28 protein-coding genes are annotated in these 24,682 nt (G+C 35.3%); 15 read left to right on the forward strand and 13 right to left on the reverse strand.

Annotated features, from left to right (window positions below; all coding sequences use genetic code 11):
• Window positions 1-88: 88 nt before the first annotated feature.
• Window positions 89-391, forward strand: coding sequence for a flagellar hook-basal body complex protein FliE (fliE, locus tag H3T83_RS08420; RefSeq protein WP_198215535.1), 303 nt, complete (start codon window positions 89-91; stop codon window positions 389-391).
• A 340-nt stretch (window positions 392-731) separates the two neighbouring features.
• On the opposite strand, the gene fliT is transcribed toward fliE, so the two are convergent.
• The 3 genes from fliT to fliD are packed head-to-tail and all read right to left on the reverse strand — an operon-like array spanning window position 732 to window position 2,917.
• Window positions 732-1,079, reverse strand: coding sequence for a flagellar protein FliT (gene fliT, locus H3T83_RS08425; protein WP_198215536.1), 348 nt, complete (start codon window positions 1,077-1,079; stop codon window positions 732-734).
• Between the two features lie 17 nt (window positions 1,080-1,096).
• Complete coding sequence (fliS, locus tag H3T83_RS08430; RefSeq protein ID WP_198215537.1) at window positions 1,097-1,474, reverse strand: flagellar export chaperone FliS; 378 nt, start codon at window positions 1,472-1,474, stop codon at window positions 1,097-1,099.
• Window positions 1,475-1,483: 9 nt separating this feature from the next.
• Complete coding sequence (fliD, locus tag H3T83_RS08435) at window positions 1,484-2,917, reverse strand: flagellar filament capping protein FliD (RefSeq protein WP_198215538.1); 1,434 nt, start codon at window positions 2,915-2,917, stop codon at window positions 1,484-1,486.
• A gap of 559 nt (window positions 2,918-3,476) precedes the next feature.
• Between fliD and H3T83_RS08440 the strand changes: the two genes are divergently transcribed.
• From H3T83_RS08440 to flgL, 8 genes are all read left to right on the forward strand, one after another.
• The gene (locus H3T83_RS08440) at window positions 3,477-4,289 is read left to right on the forward strand and encodes a flagellin (RefSeq protein WP_034900970.1); all 813 of its coding nucleotides are present in this window, start codon (window positions 3,477-3,479) and stop codon (window positions 4,287-4,289) included.
• Between the two features lie 186 nt (window positions 4,290-4,475).
• Window positions 4,476-5,192, forward strand: a complete 717-nt coding sequence (locus tag H3T83_RS08445; RefSeq protein ID WP_198215539.1) for an RNA polymerase sigma factor FliA — start codon at window positions 4,476-4,478, stop codon at window positions 5,190-5,192.
• A 190-nt stretch (window positions 5,193-5,382) separates the two neighbouring features.
• Window positions 5,383-5,703 (forward strand): flagellar transcriptional regulator FlhD, encoded by a 321-nt coding sequence (gene flhD / locus H3T83_RS08450; protein ID WP_034901072.1) that lies wholly within the window; start codon window positions 5,383-5,385, stop codon window positions 5,701-5,703.
• Window positions 5,704-5,716: 13 nt separating this feature from the next.
• Window positions 5,717-6,322 (forward strand): flagellar transcriptional regulator FlhC, encoded by a 606-nt coding sequence (gene flhC / locus H3T83_RS08455; RefSeq protein ID WP_198201501.1) that lies wholly within the window; start codon window positions 5,717-5,719, stop codon window positions 6,320-6,322.
• Between the two features lie 58 nt (window positions 6,323-6,380).
• On the forward strand, window positions 6,381-7,268 hold the full coding sequence (gene motA, locus H3T83_RS08460; RefSeq protein WP_034900975.1) for a flagellar motor stator protein MotA: 888 nt from the start codon (window positions 6,381-6,383) through the stop codon (window positions 7,266-7,268).
• Window positions 7,268-8,164 carry a flagellar motor protein MotB gene (gene motB / locus H3T83_RS08465; RefSeq protein WP_065579048.1) on the forward strand — a complete coding sequence of 299 codons (897 nt, stop codon included), beginning with the start codon at window positions 7,268-7,270 and terminating at the stop codon, window positions 8,162-8,164. Before motA ends, motB begins: the two co-directional genes overlap by 1 nt.
• Window positions 8,165-8,327: 163 nt before the next feature.
• On the forward strand, window positions 8,328-9,971 hold the full coding sequence (gene flgK / locus H3T83_RS08470; RefSeq protein WP_198215540.1) for a flagellar hook-associated protein FlgK: 1,644 nt from the start codon (window positions 8,328-8,330) through the stop codon (window positions 9,969-9,971).
• Between the two features lie 15 nt (window positions 9,972-9,986).
• On the forward strand, window positions 9,987-10,925 hold the full coding sequence (gene flgL, locus H3T83_RS08475) for a flagellar hook-associated protein FlgL (protein ID WP_086353940.1): 939 nt from the start codon (window positions 9,987-9,989) through the stop codon (window positions 10,923-10,925).
• A gap of 291 nt (window positions 10,926-11,216) precedes the next feature.
• Here the strand turns inward: flgL and flgJ are convergent, their stop codons facing one another.
• From flgJ to flgB, 9 genes are read right to left on the reverse strand one after another with little or no spacing between them, the layout of a single operon-like run.
• On the reverse strand, window positions 11,217-12,242 hold the full coding sequence (flgJ, locus tag H3T83_RS08480) for a flagellar assembly peptidoglycan hydrolase FlgJ (protein ID WP_086353941.1): 1,026 nt from the start codon (window positions 12,240-12,242) through the stop codon (window positions 11,217-11,219).
• Between the two features lie 15 nt (window positions 12,243-12,257).
• Window positions 12,258-13,364, reverse strand: a complete 1,107-nt coding sequence (locus tag H3T83_RS08485) for a flagellar basal body P-ring protein FlgI (RefSeq protein ID WP_034900984.1) — start codon at window positions 13,362-13,364, stop codon at window positions 12,258-12,260.
• 11 nt (window positions 13,365-13,375) lie between these two features.
• A complete protein-coding gene (locus H3T83_RS08490; protein WP_110448819.1) occupies window positions 13,376-14,053 on the reverse strand; it encodes a flagellar basal body L-ring protein FlgH in 678 nt (225 codons plus the stop codon).
• Between the two features lie 22 nt (window positions 14,054-14,075).
• Complete coding sequence (gene flgG / locus H3T83_RS08495) at window positions 14,076-14,858, reverse strand: flagellar basal-body rod protein FlgG (protein ID WP_034900989.1); 783 nt, start codon at window positions 14,856-14,858, stop codon at window positions 14,076-14,078.
• 18 nt (window positions 14,859-14,876) lie between these two features.
• Entirely contained in the window at window positions 14,877-15,632 is a 756-nt protein-coding gene (locus H3T83_RS08500; protein WP_198196295.1) for a flagellar basal body rod protein FlgF, read from the reverse strand.
• A 14-nt stretch (window positions 15,633-15,646) separates the two neighbouring features.
• On the reverse strand, window positions 15,647-16,858 hold the full coding sequence (flgE, locus tag H3T83_RS08505; protein ID WP_198215541.1) for a flagellar hook protein FlgE: 1,212 nt from the start codon (window positions 16,856-16,858) through the stop codon (window positions 15,647-15,649).
• 16 nt (window positions 16,859-16,874) lie between these two features.
• Window positions 16,875-17,594 (reverse strand): flagellar hook assembly protein FlgD, encoded by a 720-nt coding sequence (gene flgD, locus H3T83_RS08510; protein ID WP_034900995.1) that lies wholly within the window; start codon window positions 17,592-17,594, stop codon window positions 16,875-16,877.
• Between the two features lie 13 nt (window positions 17,595-17,607).
• Window positions 17,608-18,015, reverse strand: a complete 408-nt coding sequence (gene flgC / locus H3T83_RS08515; RefSeq protein ID WP_086353945.1) for a flagellar basal body rod protein FlgC — start codon at window positions 18,013-18,015, stop codon at window positions 17,608-17,610.
• Between the two features lie 2 nt (window positions 18,016-18,017).
• Entirely contained in the window at window positions 18,018-18,428 is a 411-nt protein-coding gene (gene flgB / locus H3T83_RS08520; RefSeq protein ID WP_034901000.1) for a flagellar basal body rod protein FlgB, read from the reverse strand.
• Between the two features lie 192 nt (window positions 18,429-18,620).
• Here flgB and flgA point away from each other — a divergent pair, with 192 nt between their 5' ends.
• The 5 genes from flgA to flhA all read left to right on the forward strand — a co-directional run bounded on the left by flgA (window position 18,621) and on the right by flhA (window position 23,462).
• Window positions 18,621-19,247, forward strand: coding sequence for a flagellar basal body P-ring formation chaperone FlgA (gene flgA, locus H3T83_RS08525; RefSeq protein WP_198215542.1), 627 nt, complete (start codon window positions 18,621-18,623; stop codon window positions 19,245-19,247).
• A gap of 78 nt (window positions 19,248-19,325) precedes the next feature.
• Entirely contained in the window at window positions 19,326-19,625 is a 300-nt protein-coding gene (gene flgM, locus H3T83_RS08530; RefSeq protein WP_065579058.1) for a flagellar biosynthesis anti-sigma factor FlgM, read from the forward strand.
• Window positions 19,626-19,648: 23 nt separating this feature from the next.
• Window positions 19,649-20,083, forward strand: a complete 435-nt coding sequence (locus H3T83_RS08535; protein ID WP_034901007.1) for a flagella synthesis protein FlgN — start codon at window positions 19,649-19,651, stop codon at window positions 20,081-20,083.
• A gap of 143 nt (window positions 20,084-20,226) precedes the next feature.
• Window positions 20,227-21,357, forward strand: a complete 1,131-nt coding sequence (flhB, locus tag H3T83_RS08540) for a flagellar biosynthesis protein FlhB (RefSeq protein WP_198215543.1) — start codon at window positions 20,227-20,229, stop codon at window positions 21,355-21,357.
• 20 nt (window positions 21,358-21,377) lie between these two features.
• Window positions 21,378-23,462 carry a flagellar biosynthesis protein FlhA gene (gene flhA / locus H3T83_RS08545; RefSeq protein ID WP_198215599.1) on the forward strand — a complete coding sequence of 695 codons (2,085 nt, stop codon included), beginning with the start codon at window positions 21,378-21,380 and terminating at the stop codon, window positions 23,460-23,462.
• A 59-nt stretch (window positions 23,463-23,521) separates the two neighbouring features.
• Here the strand turns inward: flhA and H3T83_RS08550 are convergent, their stop codons facing one another.
• Window positions 23,522-24,151, reverse strand: coding sequence for an NAD(P)-dependent oxidoreductase (locus H3T83_RS08550; RefSeq protein WP_034901014.1), 630 nt, complete (start codon window positions 24,149-24,151; stop codon window positions 23,522-23,524).
• 134 nt (window positions 24,152-24,285) lie between these two features.
• Here H3T83_RS08550 and H3T83_RS08555 point away from each other — a divergent pair, with 134 nt between their 5' ends.
• Window positions 24,286-24,624 carry a helix-turn-helix domain-containing protein gene (locus tag H3T83_RS08555; RefSeq protein WP_086321098.1) on the forward strand — a complete coding sequence of 113 codons (339 nt, stop codon included), beginning with the start codon at window positions 24,286-24,288 and terminating at the stop codon, window positions 24,622-24,624.
• Window positions 24,625-24,682 lie beyond the last annotated feature (58 nt).

A 24,682-nucleotide genomic window follows, 5' to 3' on the forward strand; every position in this document is an offset into this window, starting at 1 on the left:
TTTACCCTTTAGTTATCGCTTTTAGATTGTTATCTTTATGATAATTTACGCTATAACTTGATTAAGACGAATAACCGTGACCTTTATTATGAATAGTATTGATGCCTTTAATAGCACAACATTAACCCAACTTGATTTTTCACATAAGCAATCTGTTAATCATAGTGAACAAAATTTTATGGCTGAATTAAAAATGGCATTAGATAAAATCAGTCAAACACAAATGGACGCTAGCCAGCAAGCTAAAGCATTTGAGATGGGTGAAGCCAATATCGCATTAAATGAGGTGATGGTTAGCATGCAAAAGTCTTCAGTTTCTTTACAATTTGGTATTCAAGTTCGCAATAAATTAGTCGCAGCATATCAAGAAATTATGAATATGAATGTTTAAACCTTTATCGGATGGTTACTTATCGACTAGATGATAATATTTTGGTTTAAAAAATAGTATTAATTAATCACCAATTTTTATCCTAAATTGGCTTAAACTCACCACTATTGTTGTTACAACGACTATCGAGATACTCGCTATAAGATTATTTTTCAAATTAAAAATGCTTTAGTTATTGCGAAGTGAGCTAGTCACCAGTACAAGCAAAGTGTATACATTAACGATGTAAAATTAAGCAAAAAAAGTTTGCGGAGTGGGGTTTTTGGCAGATAAAACTAGCTAAAAAAACCCCGTTCCTCAATTATTTTTGTACTATTTTTTTGACTACTCTGTGAATAATCTAAACTAAATTGGCGATTGTTTGGTAGCTATCTATTTTTGCTTGATAATCAACCTGTTCACCAATTAATTGGCTTAATTCATTATGTCGCAGATGGATTAATTGCTTTAATTGCTCATGATAACTAAGAATATTATTGATATACATTTGAATTATATCTTGTTGTGATAATGGTATATTATCAATAGTAGTTAACCCATTTTTGAGTTGAATATCACGTGCTAACTGCTGATATTTAGTTTGCCAACTAATTAATAATTCCCAATTTTCTTGTTGTGCATTAATTAGCATTTGCTCAACAACATAATTAAGTTGCTCGTATTGTTCTAATACTAGATTCGTATTCAATTCTGCTACATCCATAACTATGCTATCTCACGCCAAGCTTGGGCAATATTATTAAGCAGATCAAAACAAGTTTGCAGTATTTGCGTATCATTATGTAGATTAGCGAAAACCAGTTGCTGACTGATGTATTGATATAACTGATCTAAATTTTTAGCAATTTCACCGCCTTGCTCTAAATCAAGGCAACTTTTAAGCCCATTATCAATGATATTAATAGCTTTAGAAATGGCTTTTCCTTTACCAGCAATATTACCCTTTTGTATATATAACTCAGCTAAGCGAATAGCATTTAATGCGCCATCAAATAACAAAACAATAAGCTGATGAGGTGAAGCCTGACTAACGCTAGTTTCTAAATTAACTTGTTTATAAGCTTGAGATCCCATTTTATACATTGTTATGCCTTATTTTTTTAAATTCGCCATCATTTCAAATTGGGTGGTAAGGTAATTGCTCATACCATTTAATTCATTGATTAAGATATCTAGTTTTGTGAATTGTACTCGATAACGCTCGATAGTTTGGTCAATAGAGTTATTAACTTGGTCATAACGTTTATCTAATGATTTTAAGGTAGAATTTAAACCGTTAGTTGCCGTATCAATCATGCCGTCGCTATCAATAAAGCTACTTACTTTGGCAAAGACTTCGTTGGCAATACCAGTTGTTTCACCATCACCGGTAAATAAAATGGCGACTGCTTCACTGTTTTCTTTAAGGGCTTTTTCTAATTCGTTTTCTTTAATCACCAGTTTGCCATTACTATCCATATTGATACCAATTTGTGCTAGTACCGATAATTCTCCTGTTTGACCTTTAGAAAATATAGAGCGAATACTTTGATCAATATTACGGAGAGTTGAATCACCAATCAGTGGGCCATTACTATTATTTAATTCATCTGAATTGGCATCACCAGCGGTAAATTGCGTTAAGCTGGATATGGTTGATTGTAATTGATTAAAGGCATCAACCCACTCTTTAAGGGCTTCTTGAGCTTTGTCATTGTCAGCGCTGATGGTTAAATTTTGCGCTGTTGTAGTGACTGCTTTTAATGTGATATCGACACCAGGAATAACCTCTTTAACGGTATTTGATGAGCTATTAATCGTTATACCATTAAAGCTAAATTTAGCATCTTGCGCTTTAGCTACTTCACTCATAGCTGATGAATCAGCTTGATTAGCATTAAAACCAATTAGTGAATTAAGCTTATCATCATCGGATGAAATTGAGGTAATGGCTTGTTGTTCACCGGTTTCTTTTGATGTGATAACCAGTTGATAGCTATCAGTTCCAGAACGGACAATAGTTGCGTTTACTGTTGTTTCACTGGTTGAACCATCTTCATTAATCACCTTAGCTTGATTGATTGCATTGGCTATCGATTCGAGCGATGTGTCATCTTTGCCTAACGTGATATTTAATTTTTGGCCATTAGCTTGTTCTATTGTGAGGGTACGGGTTTCATTATTATTACCTAACGCTGATGTTTTATCGTTAATAGCATTAGTAGCAACACTATGCGCAGTGGCAAGTTGTTCGACGCTAACCGCATAATTACCTAATTGGGCCTTGCTATTTACATTAGTGGTAAAATAGTTGTCATTACCAGATGCGGAACGCGCTTGAAACAGCTCTTTTTTTTGCAGTTTTGCTGTTGCGCTGTTGAATGTTGATAATGCACTTTTTAATTTACCAAAACCGCTTATTTTGTTATTAACTACTTTTTGTTGGGCCTTTATCGGTGTAAGACGATTTTTTTCAACGGCTTCTAATTGATCTAATACTTCATTTAAATCAATACCAGAACCAATTCCTAATATACTCATTGCCATGATTGATTATCCTAATATAAATTCTTTCATCCCTTGTTTTATCGACCAATGCCGTAAAAAGTTTAGCTGTTTTTAGTTTTTTATCTTTACTAATAAATAAGTCGGTTTTGGTAATGAGAATATTGATAATCAGTTTTATCTATTAAAAAACGAGTTAGTTATCTTAATCAATAGTGTTGTTAGCTGTCCTTTATGTTGCCTAACATTAAAATTGTGTAGTGAAACTTTCAATATCATTACTATTGATTAATTAGAAAATATATTGCCATGAATTAAACGGGGACAAGCTTAAGTTTTGTTGCCACAAATTAAGGCTATATTAACCAGTCGATTCAGCGATACATAACTTCAATTACTACACATATAAACAACTATGATGCCCTTTAATCATGTTCATCAAACGACTTAGTTATTCAGCTTTATTTAACCTCAATAAATAAAAATTCAAAAAAATATTAAAGTTTCCTTTTTTAATACCGATAACTAAACCATCAGCATATATATTGAATTATTTTTCAATATCTCGTTGATCTAACTAATCATATTAAAGGAGATAAAAATGGCACAAGTAATTAATACTAATACTATGTCTTTAATGGCAAGAAACAACCTTAATCATTCTCAAAGCGTGCTTGGAACTGCAATTGAGCGTCTATCATCTGGTATGCGTATCAACAGTGCTAAAGACGATGCGGCTGGTCAAGCAATCGCTAACCGTTTTTCTTCTAGTATTCGTGGTCTAACTCAAGCTGCACGTAATGCCAATGACGGTATTTCAATTGCACAAACTACAGAAGGTGCATTAAACGAAATCAATAATAACGTACAACGTATTCGTGAATTAACTGTTCAAGCAGCAAACGGTACTAACTCTGAAAGCGATCTTGTATCAATCCAAAATGAAATCGACCAACGTTTACAAGAGATCGACCGTGTATCAGCACAAACTGACTTCAATGGTACTAAAGTATTATCAGAAGACAAAACCCTTAACATTCAAGTTGGTGCAAATGATGGTGAAATCATTGCTATCAATTTAAAACAAATTGACAGCGACAAATTAGGTTTAGCTAGTTTTAATGTATCAGATGCGCCAACCGCAGATCCATTAAAAACAATTGATGCGGCATTATCAAAAATTGATGAATTACGTGGTGAGCTTGGTGCGGTACAAAATCGTTTTGAGTCAACTGTAACTAACATCAACAATACTGTAAATAACTTAAGTTCAGCACGTAGCCGTATTGAAGATGCAGATTATGCTGAAGAAGTATCTAATATGACACGTGGTCAAATCTTACAACAAGCTGGTACTTCAGTATTAGCACAAGCTAACCAAGTACCACAATCAGTATTGTCTTTATTACAATAAAACCATACAAGTACATAGATAGAATTTCGGTCACTCTAATTTTGTACGATAACAATAGTGGTATTTTTTAATACCACTATTGTTAATAATGTTAATTACCTATTTTTTAATATCTTATTCTTGCCATTAATTCAATCAATTATCGTCATAATAATCATTAGCATTTTTTCACATTGGTTCAGAAAAATGAGTGATAGCCTGTATAACTCTCAAGGTGTAGTGAATCAAATCGATTGGCAACAATATCTGTATTTAGTTCGTAATGAAGCGTTGAAATTAGCAGTTCGATTGCCAACCACGATTGAACTTGATGACTTACTGCAAGTTGGTTATATAGGTTTATTAGAGTCTATAAAACGCTATGATGCATCTCAAGGATATACTTTTACTACCTTTGCTACTCCGAGAATAAAAGGGGCTATGCTAGATGAATTACGCAGTCGAGATTGGTTGCCACGGCAAACACGGAAAAAAATTAAAGATGTCACTAAAGCTATTAATGAATTAGAGCAAAAATTAGGCATACCTCCCAATGATCAACAGATAGCTGCTCATCTGCAATTATCTCTTACTGAATATCACAAAGTATTATTAGATTCGAATTATAGCCAAATCTGTTCTTATGATGAGATTCACAAAAAACTCGGCGATAATTTGGATGCGTTAATTGAGCCTGACGCAGATAACAATCCTTTTGCTTCCATTATCAATGATGAAATTCGCAATATTATTGTTCAACAAATTGGTAACTTACCAGAAAAAGAAAAAATGGTTTTAGCTCTCTATTATCAAGAAGAATTAAATTTAAAAGAGATTGGAAAAGTGTTGGATATTAGCGAATCTCGAGTAAGTCAATTACATAGCCAAGCAATTAAACGAATACAAAGTAAAATTATTTTATAAAAAAAGAAATAAAACAGTAAAACATGGAAAAATAAATCGAAAATAAATTGAAATGATTTTTTTATTGACCTTTCGAATTTAAAAATGTAACTTTAAGTTTAAAAAAGTGGTGTTAGTTGTATTTTATTAATTTTGCGTTTTTTTATGCGAGCGCAAACAGATATGGATTGTGGTGGTTAAATTGGGAAATATACAAGATGACGATATTTTGAAATGTATTCATCATTTAAATCTTTCAACGCTTTTATTAAGTCAAAAGATGCTTGAAAAAGATAAAGTGATGGCGATGTATCGATTAGGAATTGATGAAAAAACAGCTGATATCTTGAGTAATTTAAGTGCTTCTCAAATGTTGGTTCTATCTGAAACCAATCAATTAACATTTCAATTTAGATTTAAAAATTCGGCAATGATGGAAAAATTAACTGAGGAATCTCGCGTTAGTGATATAAAGCAGATGCATACAGGGATCCTTCTATCAAGCTTACTTTTAGATTCAATTAATAAGTAGGTAGATAATAAAGATGAGTAGCACAAGTATTATTCAAAAGTATAAAGAAGTTCAATTAGCTATTCGATTAATTTCACTCGGCGCTAGAATCCAAATGTTGGAAAGTGAAACCAATTTAAGCCGTGGTAAATTAATTAAATTATATAAAGAAATTCAAGGATGTCCTCCTCCTAAAGGTTTACTTCCCTTTTCAACTACGTGGTTTATGACTTGGGAGCCCAATATTCACTCAAGTATGTTTTATAATGCTTACCATTTTTTAGTTAAAAATGGCATTAAACCTGGTGTTCAGGCCATTTTAAAAGCCTATCAACTCTATTTAGAGCAGTGTTCCTTTCCTCAAGATGAAGAGCCTATTTTAGGATTAACCCGAGCATGGATTTTAGTTAAATTTGTTGAAAGTAATGTTATGCAGCAGTCAAGTTGCAAGGAGTGCAAAGGGCGATTTATTACCCATGCTTATCAACCGCATAATAGCTTTGTGTGCAGTTTATGCCAGCCACCATCAAGAGCAGAAAAAAATAATAAAACACATAAAGAGAGTCATGCCAAATGTTTACAAGTTTTATCAATACCAAATGCATTTAATTTAGTCACAGCAAATCAGGTAACAATTTAAGTAAATATTAAGCAGTAAAACAGAGTTAGTTGTATTTTATGGAGATAAGGGAAAGCCAATGCTAATAATTATAGGATATATTGTGGTTATCGCTTCAGCCTTAGTCGGCTATGTGCTAAGTGGCGGGTATTTGGCGGTACTTTTTCAACCATTAGAGTTTCTCATTATTGGTGGGACAGCTATTGGTGCTTTCATTGTCAGTAACGAAAAGAAAGTTATCAAAGCGACACTTAAATCGCTAGGTAATTTATTTAAAACCTCAAAATATAATAAAACACTTTACTTAACATTAATTAATTTAATGTACACCATATTAACTAAAGTACGTCAAAGTGGTGGCTTATCGATTGAAGAAGATATCGATAATCCCAAGGAGAGTGAGTTATTTAAAAAATACCCACTTATTTTAGCCAATCCACAAGTTTGTGATTTTATCACTGATTATTTACGTTTGATGATCAGTGGCAATATGGAAGTATATGAAATCGAAGCACTAATGAATGAGGAAATAGAAACCTATACTCATGAACTTGAAAAACCAGCTGATGCTATTGCTAGCGTCGGTGATGGTTTACCTGCTTTTGGTATTGTGGCAGCAGTTATGGGGGTTATTAACACCTTAGCTCAAGCTGACCGACCAGCTAGCGAATTGGGTGAGCTTATTGCCCATGCTATGGTTGGTACCTTTTTAGGTATTTTACTGGCTTATGGTTTTGTGTCGCCTTTAGCAGCCTTATTAAGGCAAAAAAATGCCGATACAGTAAAAATTTTAGAATGTACTAAAGTGATTCTTATTGCCAGTATGCATGATTATGCCCCGCAAATTTGTATTGAGTTTGGTCGCAAAACAATTTTTTCCCACGAACGGCCATCTTTCTTTGAATTAGAAAAATATATTCAAGAAGTGAAAGATAAAAACGCTAACCCAACAGAAAATAATGAATAATGAAAAAGAAGTCAGTAAGAATAGTTATTTCTAAAAAGAAATCCGGTCATGGCGGTGGCCATCATGGTGGATCATGGAAGATTGCTTATGCTGACTTTATGACGGCGATGATGGCGCTATTTCTTGTCATGTGGTTAATTGCTAAGTCCAGTCCACAAGAGTTACAAGGCATTGCTGAATACTTTAGAACACCATTGATTTTAGGTCAAAATGGTGGCAAAAATATCAGTGATAGTGAAAGCCCGATACCGGGTGGTGGCGATGATGTATCTAAAAATGTAGGTGAAGATAAAAATACCATATTGAATGATCATCCTGTCGAATCTGATTTGAATCAAGATGAGAAACATCAATTAATTGATACAGCGAATAAAATATATGAAGTATTTGAACTTGATCCTCGACTACAAAAATTAGCCGCTAATCTTATCGTTGAACTAACAGAAATGGGGCTAAGAATTCAGATTTTAGCCACCGATGATAAACCGATGTTTGATGTTGGTAGTGCGGTTATTCATCCTAATATGCAAGAAATTTTGTATGCTTTAGCGCCAATCATAAATTCGTTACCTAATAAAATGACGTTATCTGGTCATACTGATGAGCGTCAGTATATAACCGGTGATCGTGGTTATAGTAACTGGGAGTTATCCGCAGATAGAGCAAACTCATCAAGAAGAGAACTGATCGCTGGTGGATTAGATTCCAATAAAATCATTCGTATTATTGGTTTAGCCGATACGGTGGGATTAAATAACCCAAATTACAGCAAAGATGCCAATCGTCGTATTAGTATTTTAATTTTGAACAAATCGGCACAGCAATATATTGAAGATGAAAATACCATGACTGGCATCGATTTTTTAAAACAGGCCAAACAAATTAAATCAGAATAATATCAACATAAATACTCAGATTAAGCTGGTTAAAAAATTAAAATCAAAAAAAATCCATTTTTATCTAAAAATAACTAAAGTTTTTAAATTGTAGGCCGATATAAATAATAACACTTTAGTTTAATAATTTTATTATTAACTGAGATTATATTTAGGAGCCTTTATGTCAAATTCATTGATGAATACCGGTATTAGTGGATTAAATACAGCACAAAATATGCTTAATGTGATTAGTAATAATATTAGTAATGCACATACAGTTGGTTATAACCGCCAGCAGCAAATTTTGCGTCAAGCAAACGGCACTAAATATAATTTTGGCTTTGTGGGTAATGGTGTTGCGGTATCATCAGTTAACCGCGCATATAACAGTTTTGTGGTTGGTCAATTACGTCAATCACAATCGCAAAATGGTTCGATAAAAGCCTATTACAATGAATTATCAAAAGTCGATAATTTACTAGCTGAAAACGAAAACAGTATTTCCTCACAATTAAATAATCTGTTTGCTAGCTTAAATAAGCTCTCTTCCAATGCGGGTGATGCTGCAACAAAACAGACAGTGATTAGCGATCTTACCTCTTTAGTCAGCCAGTTCAATAAAACGGAATTGAATTTAAAAAATCAAATTGCCAATATCAATACTGAACTGACGAATAACATAGATAAAGTTAATACTTATACCCAACAAATTGCCGATCTCAATCAAAAAATTGCCAAATTACAGGCTGTAAGTGGTGGTCATGAGCCTAATTCTTTACTAGATGAACGAGATCAACTGGTAACTGAATTAAGCGAACTGATTGGTATAACTGTTACCGAGCAAAATGGCCAATATAATATTTCGCTTAGCAATGGTTTAAGCTTAGTACAAGGCGCATCGACAAATCAGTTATCGGTGCAGCCTTCGGCCTCTGATCCAGCCTTAAATACGATTATTTACACCCATAATTCTGGTGCGACACAAGAACTGACAAGTCAAAATATCGCATCAGGCCGATTAAATGGACTATTAGCTTTTCGTGATGGACCACTCCTTGAAGCTCGTAATCAATTAGGGTTGTTGGCGTTAAATTTAGCTGAGCGCTTTAATGAAGTACATACGTCTGGCGTTGATGTTAATGGTGACCTTGGCGAAAAACTATTTGATTATCACAAACCGACTAGTATTGCTAATAGCAAAAACCAAGGTAATGCTACGGTTAAAATGGATTATAACTCAGTAACTGAAGTCAAAGCTTCTGATTATAAAATAGAGTTCAATGGCAACGATTGGGTAGTAACCAGATTATCTGATAATCAACAAATTACCCCACAAGTTAGCGATGGTAAGTTAGTGTTTGACGGCTTATCGATTGAAATTACTGGCAATGCTGTTGCTGGTGATAGCTTTTTACTTAAACCTGTTGCCGATGTAGCCTCATCATTACAGTTACTGGTTAAAGATGTAAATAAACTCGCGACCGGTATTAACGATGATGAAAATGGTAGTGGTGATAATCGAAATGTGGCTAAACTACTTGATATACAAAATGAAAAACTAGTTAATGGTACTAAAACCTTAAATAGTGCGTATACATCATTAGTTAGTTATGTAGGTAGTGAGACGCAGACCGCTAAAATTTCAGCACAATCGAGTCAAAATATCACTCAAGAAATTTATGAGCAGAATCAATCTATCTCTGGTGTGAATATCGAAGAAGAATATATTTCTATGCAAGTTTATATGCAATATTACCAAGCAAATGCCAAGGTTATTGATGCGGCAACGACAATATTTGATACCATTTTAGGTTTGGCCAAATAATAAAAGGATTTAGACATGCGACTTAGTACTCATTCAATGTATCAAAAAAATCTAAATAGTATTTTAAATACCAATACCAAATGGCAAAAGTCAGGATTACATTTGGCAACCGGCAAGAAAATATTATCACCTTCAGATGATCCGATGGGTGCTTCACAAACATTAATTTTAAAGCAAGCTCAATCAAGAAATAACCAATTTCAAGCAGCGCGAGATAGTGTTGATAAATCATTAAGTCGGCAAGATACAGTATTAAAAGAAGCGAATACTGTGATTCAATCAATCCAAGAAACTTTAGTTTATGCCGGTAATGAGACGTTAAATGATGAAAACAGACAAGATTTAGCCAATAAGCTACAAGGATTAAAAGATCAGTTAATTTCATTAGCCAATGCTAAAGATACCAATGGTAATTATCTGTTTGCTGGTAATAAAAATGATACCCCTCCTTTTGTGGTCGATGAAAGCGGTAAAGTGAATTATGTCGGTGGTTCAACTACGATTAATGTTTTCATCGATGATACCCGTGAAGTATCGCTAAGTTTTACTGGCCAACAGATTTTTATGACAGGCGCCAATACGGCAGTAGAAAGTGATGTCTTTGCGAGTATCGATTATGCCATAGCGGCATTGCAAATTGGTTTAGATGATAATGACCCTGAAGCTATTGAACAGTTTCGATTAGGTTTATCTAAAGCCAGTCAAGGTGTTGATAACTCATTTGAAAACATCTCTACCGTTAGAGCTGCAGGCGGAAATGTATTGGCTGAAGTCGAAAGACTAACCGCACTGGGTAAAACCTTAGATATTGATTTTGAAACGCAAATTAGTCAAATTGAAGATGTTGATTGGTATGAAGCGATTTCAGATTATGTGATGCTACAAGCAAATTTACAAGCAGCACAATATACATTTATGAACATGCAAAACATGTCATTATTTCAAATGAAATAATCTATTATTAATTTTCTTACGTCCTAAACATTACTATTCATCTAACAAACAGGGGGTGCAACCTCCTGATTATCGATTTGCTTACGGTTATCATTTTATAGTCATACTGTTTTTTATATTGCTATACTGATGACCAGCTATTTGCTAAAGGGTGAGAAATACGATTATAGGTGATCTCGATATATGTAACTAACGCATTATTGGTTATTTATTGACTATAGAGCAGAGTTTGGTCTACTTTTTGGCTGTGATAATAATGCAATTTATTTAACAGTTATATTTATTTAAGCACTATTTAAAGGCAATTTGTCTAAATCCAGATATTGATTTTTGCGGTGTATTTTTGGCAATTTGCTCGATTCGTCCAATAATTTGGATCAGTTTCTCGCTATAGTTAGGATCAGTTGCATAGTGTGCGTCTTGTAGTGCTTTGGCTGCTGTTCTAGCATCTGGAGCATTAACCACTGCACGATAACGTGGGCTTTTGGTTAATAAATTAAGGTAATCAGTTAATGCATGTTGTTTACTATTGTACACCCTAAATTCATCTTTAATTTTAACCATATTGTTATTTAGAAATTCTTGAGTCGTTAATCGAGTTGAATCACCTTGCCATGATGAGGTTGCTTTTATACCGAAATAGTTATAACTCGGCTTATTATCAGCCGTTTTTATCTGTTTTTTACCCCAACCGGTTTCTAAAGCAGCTTGAGCAATAATGACTTCATAAGGAATGCCAGATATTTTGGATGCCTGCTTTGCTGGCTCAAACCATTCGACGACAAATTGGCTAATATGGTCTTTATCAACTTCGTTGAGCGATGTTGCTAACGTTGATTCATTAACATTTGCTTTGGTTAAATTGTTGGCTTTATGCTGTTGATAAAGCATTTGCCCTAATGCTGCTGGCGATAAATTGGATGAATTATCACTAAATAAAGATTGTGCCAATCGCATATTGGTTTGATTATTATTCGCTTGAGCTTGTGAATGAATATTAAGCGTAGAATGTGGCTGATTAGTTAATTGTTTAACAATAACATTAGATAACCCTAAACCTTTACCTGCCGTTTGTTGAGCAATTTGTTGATCAAACATAGAGGTAAATAATTGCATTGCTGATTGATTAAATAAACCGCCATTGGGTACCGCTTTGCGCATAGATTGCATCATCATATTTACAAATAGTGTTTCAAACTGATCGGCAACTTGTTTGATGCTGTCAGTTGATCCACTAACGGCATTACGTTTTAATTGATTAATGCTAGAAAAATCATAAGCAAAACGGTTAACAGACTGATTTATTAGGTTTTTCATTTCAATGATTCTGCTTTAAATAGTTTCCAATGCGGCATGCAAACAACCTGCGGTTTTTAATGCTTCTAGTATCGACATTAATTCTGTAGGATTGGCACCTAATAAGTTAAGTGAATGAATAACTCGATTTAGATCGACGCCAGACGCTAAATTCTGCAGTGCACCACCATCTTGTTCGACAGTGACCTCATCATCTGGAACTACTGCTGTGTTGCCACCGGCGAGTGGCGTATTGGGTTGGCTAACTTTCAATTTATTATTTACCACCACGGATAAATTACCATGCGCAACGGCACAATTGTCTAATTGTACTTTTTGATTCATGACCACGACACCAGTACGTGTATTAATCACCACTTTAGCGGAAATAGGGCTAGCACTAATTTGGAGATTTTGAATTTTAGATAATAATTTAACTCTTGCTTGGCTGTCTTGTGGCATGGTCAATTTTACGGTCATGCCATCTAAAGCAATGGCGATATTTTTTTGCACTTTGTTAATGGCATCAGCAATTTTTGTAGCCACAGTAAAGTCAAAATGGTTAAGATGTAAATGAATAGTACTGTTTTCATCTAAGCGGGTAACTAATTCTCTTTCGATGGTTGCTCCGCTAGGAATGGTCGCACCAGCCATTTGGTTAACCGTTACACTACTGCTTCTACTGCTTGCCCCCATACCACCAACAAAAAGATTACCTTGCGCAATCGCATAAACTTGGTTATCGGCGCCTTTTAATGGTGTCATAATCAATGTACCACCACGCAGGCTTTTGGCGTTGCCTAATGACGAAACAACCACATCAATTTGTTGGCCAACACGCGCATAAGACGGTAATTTAGCCGTGACCATTACCGCTGCCACATTTTTTAACTGCATGTTGCTTCCTGATGGCACGGTAATACCTAATTGTGAGAGCATATTGGTGATACTTTGTATCGTAAATGGTGTCTGTGAAGTTTGGTCACCGGTACCGTCAAGCCCTACCACGATACCATAGCCGACTAAGGCATTTTCGCGAACGCCTTGTATTGTCACCAAATCTCTTATTCGCTCGGCATAACTAGAAGGGACAATCACTATTAGCAAAACAAAACAGATAAAAGTACGTAATTTATTTAGCATAATGATACTCATTAAAATGGCGAAAGATTAAAAAACAGGCGCTGTAACCAACCCATTGTTTGTGCTTCATCGATGTAGCCATTACCTACATATTCAATACGAGCATCAGCGACCTGAGTTGATATAACGGTATTACTACCACTTATTGTCCGAGGGTTAACAACACCTGAAAATCGAATAAATTCTGTGCCCTGATTTATTGCAATTTGTTTTTCACCAATCACTTTTAAATTACCATTAATCATGACATCTTGAACGGTGACGGTAATGGTACCGCTAAAGGTATTTTTAGCATTGGCACCACCAGAACCCTTAAAATCATTGCTACCTGAGATATCGGTATCGACTTTACCACGACCAACTAGCCCATCTAAAAAGTGCGGTACGGTTTTTACCCCTAAATTGACCCCACCATTACGGCCGGCATTAATCGATGAACTTTTACTTGCGCTAACATTTTCTTGTAAAACAATAGTTAATACATCACCAATATTGCGTGGTCGACGATCTTCAAACATCGGTTGATAACCAAAACTACTTGGTTGTGAGGCTTGATAAATGGAACCACTGCTGTTCACAATTTCTGGCATTTTTGGAACAATACTGGTGTCGCCTTCAACTAATGCTTTTTTGGGTAATTGACTACAACCAACTAACGACAAAGTTATTAAAATATAAAGATATCTCATTACCGCTATCATTTTGTTAGATTTATAATTGATTTAAACGTTGCAACATTTGGTCAGATGCCGATATTGCTTTACTATTAATTTCGTAAGCACGTTGTACTTGAATCATATTAACCAGCTCTTCGGCCACATTCACATTTGACGTTTCAATATAACCTTGGTATAGCAGTCCAGCACCATTGAGCCCCGGTGTATTTTCAGTTGGTGCACCAGAACTTTCGGTTTCTAGATATAGATTTTCACCAACGCTTTCTAATCCGGTGTCATTGATAAAAGTGTGTAATGTTAATTGACCAACTTGTACTTGAGTTGATTGATTAGCTAAGGTGACATTGACAACGCCATCACGTGCTACGGTCATTTTTATAGCATTGGATGGAATGTTGATTGTTGGTTGAATTTCATAACCGGCAGCTGTTACTAACTGACCATTTTGATTAACTTGAAAAGCGCCACTGCGGGTATAGGCTTGTGTTCCATCTGGCATAAGAACTTGGAAAAATCCTTGTCCATTAATGGCAATATCACTACTGTTATCGGTTAATTCTAAATTACCTTGGCTATGAATTCGTTCGGTTGCAACTGGTCTTACCCCGGTACCAATTTGTAATCCTGAAGGTAATGTTGTTTGTTCTGAAGATTGTGCTCCAGGTTGGCGAACTGTTTGGTATAACAGATCTTCAAAAACGGCGCGTTGGCGTTTAAAACCACCAGTGCTAACGTTGGCTAAATTATTGGAAATAATATCCATATTCATTTGTTGCGCAGTTAAACCGGTTTTTGCAATCCATAATGATTTAATCATTGCTGTTTCCTATTTTAGTTAAGTTAACGATAATATTTGGTTGGCTTTTTGGGCATTTTCGTCGGCAGTAGTAATTTGTTTCATCTGCATTTCAAATTGACGAGAATGGCTAATTAGATTCACCATTGCTGTAACCGGATTAACATTACTTCCTTCGAGTACTCCAGACATCAATTTTGCATTTGGGTTATCTTGTAACACGGCACCACGATTATTTATGGTTGCCTCAGTTGCATGGAAAAATCCATCATCACCACGTACCAATTCATTGCGTTCAAGGTGAACTTTTTTTATTTTTCCTACTTGGGCAATGGTGGTGCGTTTATCGCCAGCACCTAAAGCTGATAAAGTCCCATCAGTACTGACACTAACTTGTGAACGCTGAGGTACTGTTAATACGCCATTATCACCAAGTAACGGAAAGCCTTGAATGTTAAGTGTGCCGTTTTCATCGATTTGAATCGCACCATTACGGGTATATCCTTCACTGCCATCAGCTAATTGTACTGCTAACCAATCGTTTTGGGATAAAGCAACATCTAAATTGCGTCCAGTGTAATTAAAGGCACCGATTGTTGAATCATAGGTTGGCGTAGTTGCCGTCACCATGGTTCTTGTCGGCATACTACTACCGACAATGGGAACGGCTTTCATTGCTGTTAATTGCGCCCGAAAGCCAACTGTCGATACATTAGCTAAATTATGACTAGTTATGGACTGTTGATTTAATGTTTGGCTGGCGCCAGACATAGCAGTATAAATAACGCGATCCATAAATACTCCTTGAATTATCTTAAATTAACCAATGTATTAAGGATTTGATCCTGAGTTTTAATGGTTTGTGAATTAGATTGATAATTACGTTGGGCAACAATCATATTGACTAATTCTTGGCTCATATCGACATTGGATGATTCAACTGCACCACTGGTTAGCAAACCAAAAGTACCGGTATTAGCTGGGCCTAATACTTCACCACCAGATTTAAGCGTCGCCCGCCAGTTATTGTTACCGGCTGATTCTAGGCCATTAACATTGGCAAAATCAGCCATGGCAATTTGGCCTAATAACATCGTTTGTTGGTTAGAATAGACGCCATAAATTGAGCCATCATCACTGATACTATAGCCAACCAGATCACCAGCAGCATAACCATCAACGACAGGGGTTTTAATGCTACCGACTTCTTTACCCATATTTTGTTGCGTACTGTTTGCTAATGACAGCGTGAAGCTATTGGCGGCTGAACCATTAAGCCCATTAATATTAATCGTCATTTCTGGATCACTAATTAATTTGCCTGATGAATCAAACTCCATTTGCCCTAATGCTTGTAGGCTTGCGTTAGGATCACTACTATCAAGATAATGAACATCCCATTGATTATCAGCTGTTTTAACATAAAAAAGCTGAACATTACGTTGATTACCTAAAGAATCATAAGTGGTGATCGTGGTTGAATAATTAAAGGTATCAGCATCGGTGGCATTAATTGGTTGTTTTTCAGGTACTTTGCTATTTGAATTTAAATTTGTTTGCAAAGAGGCTTTATTGGTTGCTGATGCATTTAACATCTCTTGTGAAATCTTTAATGGGCCTGGTGCTGAACCTTGTTGGATCTGTGGTGGTGTGCCTGAGGCAAGATAACCGGTTAATTGAAAACCATCCGCTGAGATAATATTGCGATCAGCGTCTAATTGAAACTGGCCATTACGGGTATAATAGATTTGACCACTACTATCAACTAAGCGGAAAAAGCCATTACCAGAGATAGCAACATCTAGACTATTATTGGTTGAGGTTGTGGTGCCATCATTAAAATTTTGCATAACCGCAGCCACTTTGACGCCCATTCCTACTTTTGAACCAGCATAGATATCGGCAAATGAAATGCTAGCACTTTTAAAGCCAACTGTTGCAGAATTGGCAATATTATTACCAATAACATCTAATTGTTTTGATGCGGCATTCATACCACTAATTGCTTGAGAAAATCCCATATTAACTTATTCCCCTTTAAAGAATTTGACGTACTTCGTCAATACTAATTGAACCAAGTATCCCTAAATCAAGTAATACTTTATTATTAACTTTGCTATTAATTACGCCGTACACAACCGAGTAAGATAGTGGTGTGGATGATACTTTTTGCCCGTCATAAGTGGCATTAACCGAAAACGTATAACTACCATCTGGCGCCAGTGTCCCATCATTCAGTTCACCATCCCAAGTAAAAGAGCTAACCCCAGCAGGAATCGAACCTAAATCGACCTCACGTACAACATTGCCATTTTCATCTTTGATGGTAATGACCACTGACTCAGCATCACGCATAAGTTCAAAGCCAAATGGTGTGGTAATAGTTTCCTTTTCGCTTTCCGAACCTTCCACTTCTGATGTAGCAACCAAAATTTTATTACCTGGAACCATGACACCTTTACCAATCATGTTGCTGGCATTGACCGATAAGCTATCGTCAATTTGGCCTGAAACCATACCTAATGTGGTATTCAGTCGTTCGATACCTGCTAACGTATTGATTTGAGCTAATTGCGAGGTTAACTGACTGTTATCCATTGGATTGGTAGGATCTTGATTTTTCATTTGGGCAATAAGTAATGTTAAGAAATTATCTTGTAGTTCCTGACTTGAGTTACCATCAGACGAACCTTTCTTTAGCGCTTGTGGACTGGCCATATTAGTTGATTCTGAAACTGCTACATTTGAGATACCCATCAATTACGCCCTTTTATTGTCCTAGAGTCAGTGTTTTTAGCATTAAACTTTTTGCGGTGTTAATCACTTCTACATTTGCTTGGTAGCTACGAGATGCAGAAATGGTATTAACCATCTCTGCTACTACATCAACGTTAGGTTTTTGAATGTAGCCTTGTTCATCAGCCAAAGGATGATTAGGTTCATAAACTAAATTCATTGGCGCAGGATCTTCAATAACTTGTGCTACTTTTACTCCAGCAACACTATTGGAATAACCATTGTCATCGACTTGAAAGATAACTTGTTTGGCTCGATAAGCTTGACCAGAAGTACTGGTAACACTATCAGCATTAGCTAAATTACTGGCACTGACATTCATTCGTTGTGTTTGTGCCATTAAGGCTGAACCAGAAACCGAAAAAATAGAGAAGCTCATGATGATTATCCTTGCTGTAATACCGAAATGACATTTTTAAACTGTTCACCTAAAAAGGTTAAATTACTTTGATAGTGGATACTGTTATCCATAAAAGCCGTTCGTTCTTGATCCATCTCAACAGTGTTGCCATCAGCAGATGATTGATAAGGAATACGATAAAGAAGATTATAATTAGTGAAATCAGCGCTAGTTATTTGAATATGTTTTGCAGAAGTAATAGTTAGTTTTATATTATTGTGGGTCGATTGATTATTGATGGCTCTATTTAATTCAGTATTAAAATCAATGTCCCTCGCTTGGTAATTAGGCGTATCACTATTAGCAATATTGGTTGCAAGTATATTTTGACGTTTTTCACGAACATTGAGTGCTTGTTGGTGAAAATTAACGAAAGTATCTAATTTATTTAGCATAAAATCATCTCATCCTGATAGATAAAAAGAATTTTAAGCAAATCAAAAAAAAATCATCGTATAAATAACGATAAAAATTGCCCTTATTTCAACATTCGATAGGTGGGCTTATAAAGTACAATTTAGTTATCAATAATTACATGAACCCCAACAAATATGCCTCAGATTATTAGATTGTTGTTTCTTTTTTGTATGTTAGGTAGTTCAAAAATAGTTTTTGCCACTGCACTTGAAAAACAAATTAGTGATCTGATCCATCAACAACTTATTGATGTGAATGTTGATAAAGTTGTCATTAATTATCCAACTGCAAAACCACAATTAAGTTGTGACTCACCAACATTGGCGATATTGAACAAAAATAAACAATGGGGCAATTTAACCATTACCGCCAAATGCGAAAATATCACTAAATATATCCAGATATACGTCGCTGTGAGTGGCCATTATGTTATTGCTAAACAAGCCATTAGTGCAGGAACATTAATTACTGAACAACTGGTAAAAATGCAGTCTGGTCAGCTAGATAAATTACCAGCAACAGTAATTTTAAATCAATCTGAAGTTATCAATCATCTTGCTTTACGTAATATTAATGATGGTGAAGTAATAAAAAATTCAATGCTGCAGAAAAACTGGTATGTTAAAGCCGGTCAAACCGTAAAGGTCATTATTAATGGCGAAGGTTACTCAATTGCAACGCATGGCAAGACATTAAGTAATGGGGCATTGGGAGAATCAATTAATATTAAACTTAATACGGGTAATGTTGTTGAAGGTGTTGTTAGTGAAAAAGCTATCATTATTATTAATAAATAAAATTAATGATTTTTTGATTTTTGCCGATAATTAGACTAAACCAACCCTATAAACCTTGACTTGAATTAAAGGAATTTTATGAGTATAGATGCAACAAAATTGGTTACAGCAGTATCGGGATTGCTGAATCGTGATTTAATAAATGGACAAAATAAAGAAACTAAAGCATCTGTGCAAACGTCAAATAGCTTAAATTTGAATAGCAATGTCAAATTGAGCCAAAACACTATCGCATTATTACATTCGACAGAAAATGATATTGATATTAGTAAAATTGAGAAAATAAAACAGGCCATTACTAATGGTAACTTAGTCATCAATCCAAATAAAATTGCAGACGAAATTATTAAGCAAACTCTTGAAGAGATTGAAAGCTAATTAATTTTTGAAGGAATATCATAATGTTAGAGTTAGATAACATTTTTAATAATGTAACAGTCATGTTGCAATCACTTTCAGATATTCTAGAGTCTGAACAGCAAATCCTAATTGGAACTAATACAATTAGCCAATTAAATGACGTTATAAATCAAAAAAGCCAATTACTTATCGAGTTAAAGTTACTCGATGAAAAACGGCTAAAAGTAAGTGCACGCTATAATATCCAATCACCTTATAGTGAAAACCCAGAGCTAGCGTTGAAATGGCAAGCCATCACTAATACCACTCAACGATTAGCTCAAATCAATCGGGATAACGGTATACTTATTCAAAATCGTATGAATATGACACAACAATCGATTGATTATTTGAAAAGTATTAATAACCCCGCGGTTTATACTTATCACGGTTATCAACAGCCTGAAACTATTTCATCTAAACGTGCTAAAGTTTAATCATTTTAATACTATTTAAAGCTAAACGAGCTAAATAACCAGTAATTTAGGGTCTTATTAAGCCAATAACTTTAATAAGTTACGTTCATACTGTGCTATCAAAGTAAAGTGTAATTAGACAGTAAAATTGGTTTAACTGATATATGGCTGATGATAGTGATCTAGATAAAAGTGAACAACCCACCGATAGTAAATTAAAAAAAGCTAAGGAAAAGGGTCAAATTCCTCGATCTCGTGAGTTAACATCGCTAATTATATTATTAGTTGGCATTATGTTGTTTTGGATAATGGGAACACATTTTGTTAGCAAATTAAAAGCAATTATTCAACAAGCCATGTTAGTTGCCCACCGAACCGATGATGATAAACAGATTATTTTCAATTTAATTAATTTATTAACCGCTGGATTTTGGGCGATTTTACCTATTTTTGTGGGATTAGTTATTGTCGCTATCATTGCTCCGCTTAGTGTTGGTGGTTTGCTGTTTAGTCTACAATCGATTAAGCCTAATTTAGGCAAATTGAATCCTATTAGTGGATTTAAACGGTTATTTAGTCTGCGAATTTTTTCCGAATTGTTTAAAAGTATTCTTAAAGTGGTTTTAATCGCTTTTGCAGCTGCCCTATTTTTGATACATCAATTTCCCAATATGCTGGCACTACCCAGCATGTATTTAAATAATGCGTTATCTCAGGTAATGCAATTGCTGATTTATGCTAGTTTATTGATTGTATTAGCCTTAATACCAATGGTAGGTTTTGATATTTTTTACCAAATATGGAGCAATTTGAAAAAGTTAAAAATGTCGAAGCAAGAAGTGAAAGATGAGTTTAAAGAGCAAGAAGGTAATCCGCAAATTAAAGGGCGTATTCGACAAATGCAGCAGGCAATGGCAAGGCGTAGGATGATGAAAGATGTCCCTAAAGCTAATGTTATTGTTACTAACCCAACCCATTATGCGATTGCTCTGCAATATGATGAAAAAACCATGAGTGCGCCCAAGATATTGGCTAAAGGTACCGATAATATAGCGAGCAAAATTAAACAAATTGCTCAAGAGCATCAGATCCCACAATTAGAAGCGCCACCTTTAGCTCGAGCATTATATCGCCATGGTGAGATAGGTAAATCAATACCAGCAGAGCTCTATGCTGCGGTAGCACAAATTCTCGCCTGGGTTTATCAATTAAAAAGATGGCATAGATATGGTGGTGAAAAACCACTCAAACCAACCAATTTATCAATCCCAGAATCTTTATCTGTGAATAAATAAAGGTAATTGCAATTGTTATGATGAAATCAAAATTAACTAATCTATTATCAATAAATACCTTAAAAAATGGTCATTATCGAATTTTAACTGGACCAATGCTGATTTTATTGATTCTTTCGATGATGGTATTACCTTTACCAGCATTTATTTTAGATCTCTTTTTTACTTTTAATATTGCCTTATCTATTATCATTTTGATTGTGGCACTGTTTACTAAGCGAGTTCTCGATTTTGCCGCTTTTCCCACCGTTTTATTGTTTGCAACTTTATTGCGCTTATCCCTTAATGTTGCCTCAACTAGAGTGGTGTTACTAAAAGGCCATACTGGTAGTGATGCGGCTGGTCGAGTAATTGAAGCTTTTGGCCACTTTTTAGTTGGTGGTAATTTTGCCATTGGTATTGTTGTGTTTATCATTTTAGTTATTATTAACTTTATGGTAATCACTAAAGGTGCTGGTAGGATAGCTGAAGTAGGTGCTCGCTTCGCATTAGATGGTATGCCAGGTAAGCAAATGGCTATTGATGCCGATCTTAATGCTGGATTAATCGGTGAGGATGAAGCTAAAGCTCGGCGAGCAGAAGTTACTCAAGAAGCCGATTTTTATGGCTCTATGGACGGGGCAAGTAAATTTGTGCGTGGTGACGCTATTGCTGGTTTATTGATTATGGCGATTACCATTGTCGGTGGCTTATTAGTTGGCGTGATGCAGCATGGTATGACATTATCCGATGCCAGTACAACCTATGTGCTATTAACTATTGGTGATGGATTAGTTGCGCAAATTCCTTCCCTAATTATTTCCACTGCTGCTGGTGTTATTGTGACGCGGGTCACTTCACAAGAAAACATCAGTGACCAAATGTTAAAGCAGTTATTTAATAATCCACAAGTATTAATTTTAACTGCGGTTGTAATTGGGTTACTTGGTCTTATTCCGGGTATGCCAAATTTAGTATTTTTAATGTTTACGGCTATTTTATCGCTCATTTCGTGGTGGTTAAGCAAACAAAAGAAACTTGAAAAGTCAGTCTCTACTCCGCAACAAAATGTAGCAGCAACTAAACCGACAAATGTTGAAGCTTCATGGGCTGATGTCAATATTGAAGATATTTTAGCGATGGAAGTCGGATATGGCTTAATCCCTATGGTTGATCAAAATCAAAATGGTGAATTACTAGGCCGAATTCGCAGTTTACGCAAAAAGTTTGCCCAAACATTAGGTTTTTTACCACCGCAAGTACATATTCGCGATAACCTCTCATTATCTCCTTATCAATATAAAATTTTTATAAAAGGTGGCGAAATAGGTCAAGGTGAAATTATGAATAACAAGTGGTTAGCGATTAATCCTGGCACAGTGACCGAAAAAATTGATGGTATTGCAACAACTGAACCAGCATTTGGTTTACCTGCGGTTTGGATAGATGCCAATAATAAAGAAGCTGCCCAAATATTAGGTTATACCGTGGTTGATACCAGTACCATGATTGCTACTCACTTTAATCACTTATTGCATCAATTTGCCAGTGATCTATTAGGGCGTTTAGAAACGCAAGAATTACTGGATCGCATCAAACAAGATATTCCTAAATTAGTCGAGGATTTTATTCCTGGTGTCGTACCATTAACCACGTTTCATAAAATTTTACAAAACTTGTTGGCCGAAAAAGTCTCTATTCGAGATATGCGCACGATTATTGAGACAATTTGTGAACAAGCAGCTAACCAAAATGATGCTTACCAGTTACTTAGTATTGTTAGAATAGCATTGGGTAGAGTGATTACTCAGCAGTGGTTTCCGGGAACAGAGCCGGTAAAAGTGATTGGATTAAGTATCAGTTTAGAGCGAATATTACTGCAAGCGTTACAAAATACCAGTAATGTTGAGCCAGGTTTGGCGGAACATATACTCCAACAGCTTCAGCAAGCCCTTAATCAACAAGATGCAATTGGTGCACCGCCAGTTTTATTAGTTAATCATACCTTGCGGGCTATGTTGGCGCAGTTTTTAAGACCTAACTTTCCACAATTAGCGGTATTATCAAATTTAGAAATTAGTGATAATCGTGAAATCAAAGTGACCTGTCAAATTGGTAGTGAATAGATAAGAGATAAACCAAAAAGTCTTACCTATTAAATTGGCAAGACTTTTGGATAATTTGATTATTCAGCGACAACAGTGAAACGTTGTTTGATATGTTGGGCTTTTTCTGCTTCATCAATCATAGCCACCGCATAGTCAGCGTAGCTGATTTGACTTTTACCTTGGCTGTTAACTAAGAATTGCTCACCACCAACAATATAATTACCAGTTCTTGCACCATCAGCAATAAACTCAATTGCTGGGCTTAAATAGGTCCATTGCACATCATCACAGGTTCTTAGTTGATCTAAAGCTTTCGCCATATTGTTGGCTAAAGGTTTAAATTCATCAGGGAAATCTGGTGAATCGACTAGACGAACAGTATGCTCTGGGTTGACATATAAACTGCCGGCACCACCAACAACTAATAAACGGTTAGGTTTACCGCTTAAAATATCGGTTAAATGTTTTAGGCTAGTTTGATGTAATGGTAGTGATTCAGGTGTCCAAGTACCAAATGCATCAATAATCACATCAAATGGTTTTAAATCGTCATAAGTTAATTGAAATAGATCTTTAACTAATACTTTTGCGTCGCTATTTGAACTTGGTTTACGTACGATAGCTGTGACATCATGTCCTCGTGATAATGCTTCTTTAACCAATAGCTGTCCTGATTTACCATTTGCACCAATTACTGCAATTTTCATCTTGTTCTCCTTATTACAACTTAGATAAATTAATTTTTTTAGCTTAATAGCCAAAGTTTCTATTGTAAAGTAGGTACCAAGTAGTAATATAGTTACCGTTTAGATACTATTGTTGAAATTAAAGGAATTTTATTATGCAGGCAATTGAAAATTTACCGCCATGTCCTGTTGAAACCACCCTATTATTAATGGGTGACAAATGGAAAGTGCTAATTGTTCGAGACTTACTTTCTGGCACCAAACGTTTTGGTGAACTAAAAAAATCACTCAACGGCATCTCACAAAAAGTTCTCACTTCGCATTTAAGAACGATGGAAAAAAATGGCTTAATTACCCGCAAAGTGTATGCCCAAGTGCCACCTAAAGTGGAATATACCTTAACTGAAGTCGGAGAAAGTTTAAAGCAAGTACACGATGCTATGTTAGATTGGGGGAAAAATTACCAACATCAATGTAATACTACAATAAATTAAGTGATAAAAAGTTCATTAGAGATATTCTAAATTTAGAGTTTAGTCACAAATAAAAAAA

This window comes from Gilliamella sp. M0320 (assembly GCF_016101635.1).
GTDB classification, from domain to species: domain Bacteria; phylum Pseudomonadota; class Gammaproteobacteria; order Enterobacterales; family Orbaceae; genus Gilliamella; species Gilliamella apis.

Coding starts and splice junctions, on each gene's coding strand:
- H3T83_RS08555 (WP_086321098.1), top strand. CDS start 24,286: ATGCAGGCAATTGAAAATTTACCGCCATGTCCTGTTGAAACCACCCTA.
- H3T83_RS08550 (WP_034901014.1), bottom strand. CDS start 24,151: ATGAAAATTGCAGTAATTGGTGCAAATGGTAAATCAGGACAGCTATTG.
- flhB (WP_198215543.1), top strand. CDS start 20,227: ATGGCTGATGATAGTGATCTAGATAAAAGTGAACAACCCACCGATAGT.
- flgB (WP_034901000.1), bottom strand. CDS start 18,428: ATGCTAAATAAATTAGATACTTTCGTTAATTTTCACCAACAAGCACTC.
- flgJ (WP_086353941.1), bottom strand. CDS start 12,242: ATGAAAAACCTAATAAATCAGTCTGTTAACCGTTTTGCTTATGATTTT.
- H3T83_RS08440 (WP_034900970.1), top strand. CDS start 3,477: ATGGCACAAGTAATTAATACTAATACTATGTCTTTAATGGCAAGAAAC.
- flgK (WP_198215540.1), top strand. CDS start 8,328: ATGTCAAATTCATTGATGAATACCGGTATTAGTGGATTAAATACAGCA.
- motB (WP_065579048.1), top strand. CDS start 7,268: ATGAAAAAGAAGTCAGTAAGAATAGTTATTTCTAAAAAGAAATCCGGT.
- H3T83_RS08535 (WP_034901007.1), top strand. CDS start 19,649: ATGTTAGAGTTAGATAACATTTTTAATAATGTAACAGTCATGTTGCAA.
- H3T83_RS08500 (WP_198196295.1), bottom strand. CDS start 15,632: ATGGATCGCGTTATTTATACTGCTATGTCTGGCGCCAGCCAAACATTA.
- flgA (WP_198215542.1), top strand. CDS start 18,621: ATGTTAGGTAGTTCAAAAATAGTTTTTGCCACTGCACTTGAAAAACAA.
- flgG (WP_034900989.1), bottom strand. CDS start 14,858: ATGATTAAATCATTATGGATTGCAAAAACCGGTTTAACTGCGCAACAA.
- flgE (WP_198215541.1), bottom strand. CDS start 16,858: ATGGGATTTTCTCAAGCAATTAGTGGTATGAATGCCGCATCAAAACAA.
- flhA (WP_198215599.1), top strand. CDS start 21,378: ATGAAATCAAAATTAACTAATCTATTATCAATAAATACCTTAAAAAAT.
- flhC (WP_198201501.1), top strand. CDS start 5,717: ATGAGTAGCACAAGTATTATTCAAAAGTATAAAGAAGTTCAATTAGCT.
- fliS (WP_198215537.1), bottom strand. CDS start 1,474: ATGTATAAAATGGGATCTCAAGCTTATAAACAAGTTAATTTAGAAACT.
- fliD (WP_198215538.1), bottom strand. CDS start 2,917: ATGGCAATGAGTATATTAGGAATTGGTTCTGGTATTGATTTAAATGAA.
- H3T83_RS08445 (WP_198215539.1), top strand. CDS start 4,476: ATGAGTGATAGCCTGTATAACTCTCAAGGTGTAGTGAATCAAATCGAT.
- H3T83_RS08485 (WP_034900984.1), bottom strand. CDS start 13,364: ATGCTAAATAAATTACGTACTTTTATCTGTTTTGTTTTGCTAATAGTG.
- flgD (WP_034900995.1), bottom strand. CDS start 17,594: ATGGGTATCTCAAATGTAGCAGTTTCAGAATCAACTAATATGGCCAGT.
- H3T83_RS08490 (WP_110448819.1), bottom strand. CDS start 14,053: ATGAGATATCTTTATATTTTAATAACTTTGTCGTTAGTTGGTTGTAGT.
- fliE (WP_198215535.1), top strand. CDS start 89: ATGAATAGTATTGATGCCTTTAATAGCACAACATTAACCCAACTTGAT.
- motA (WP_034900975.1), top strand. CDS start 6,381: ATGCTAATAATTATAGGATATATTGTGGTTATCGCTTCAGCCTTAGTC.
- flgM (WP_065579058.1), top strand. CDS start 19,326: ATGAGTATAGATGCAACAAAATTGGTTACAGCAGTATCGGGATTGCTG.
- flgL (WP_086353940.1), top strand. CDS start 9,987: ATGCGACTTAGTACTCATTCAATGTATCAAAAAAATCTAAATAGTATT.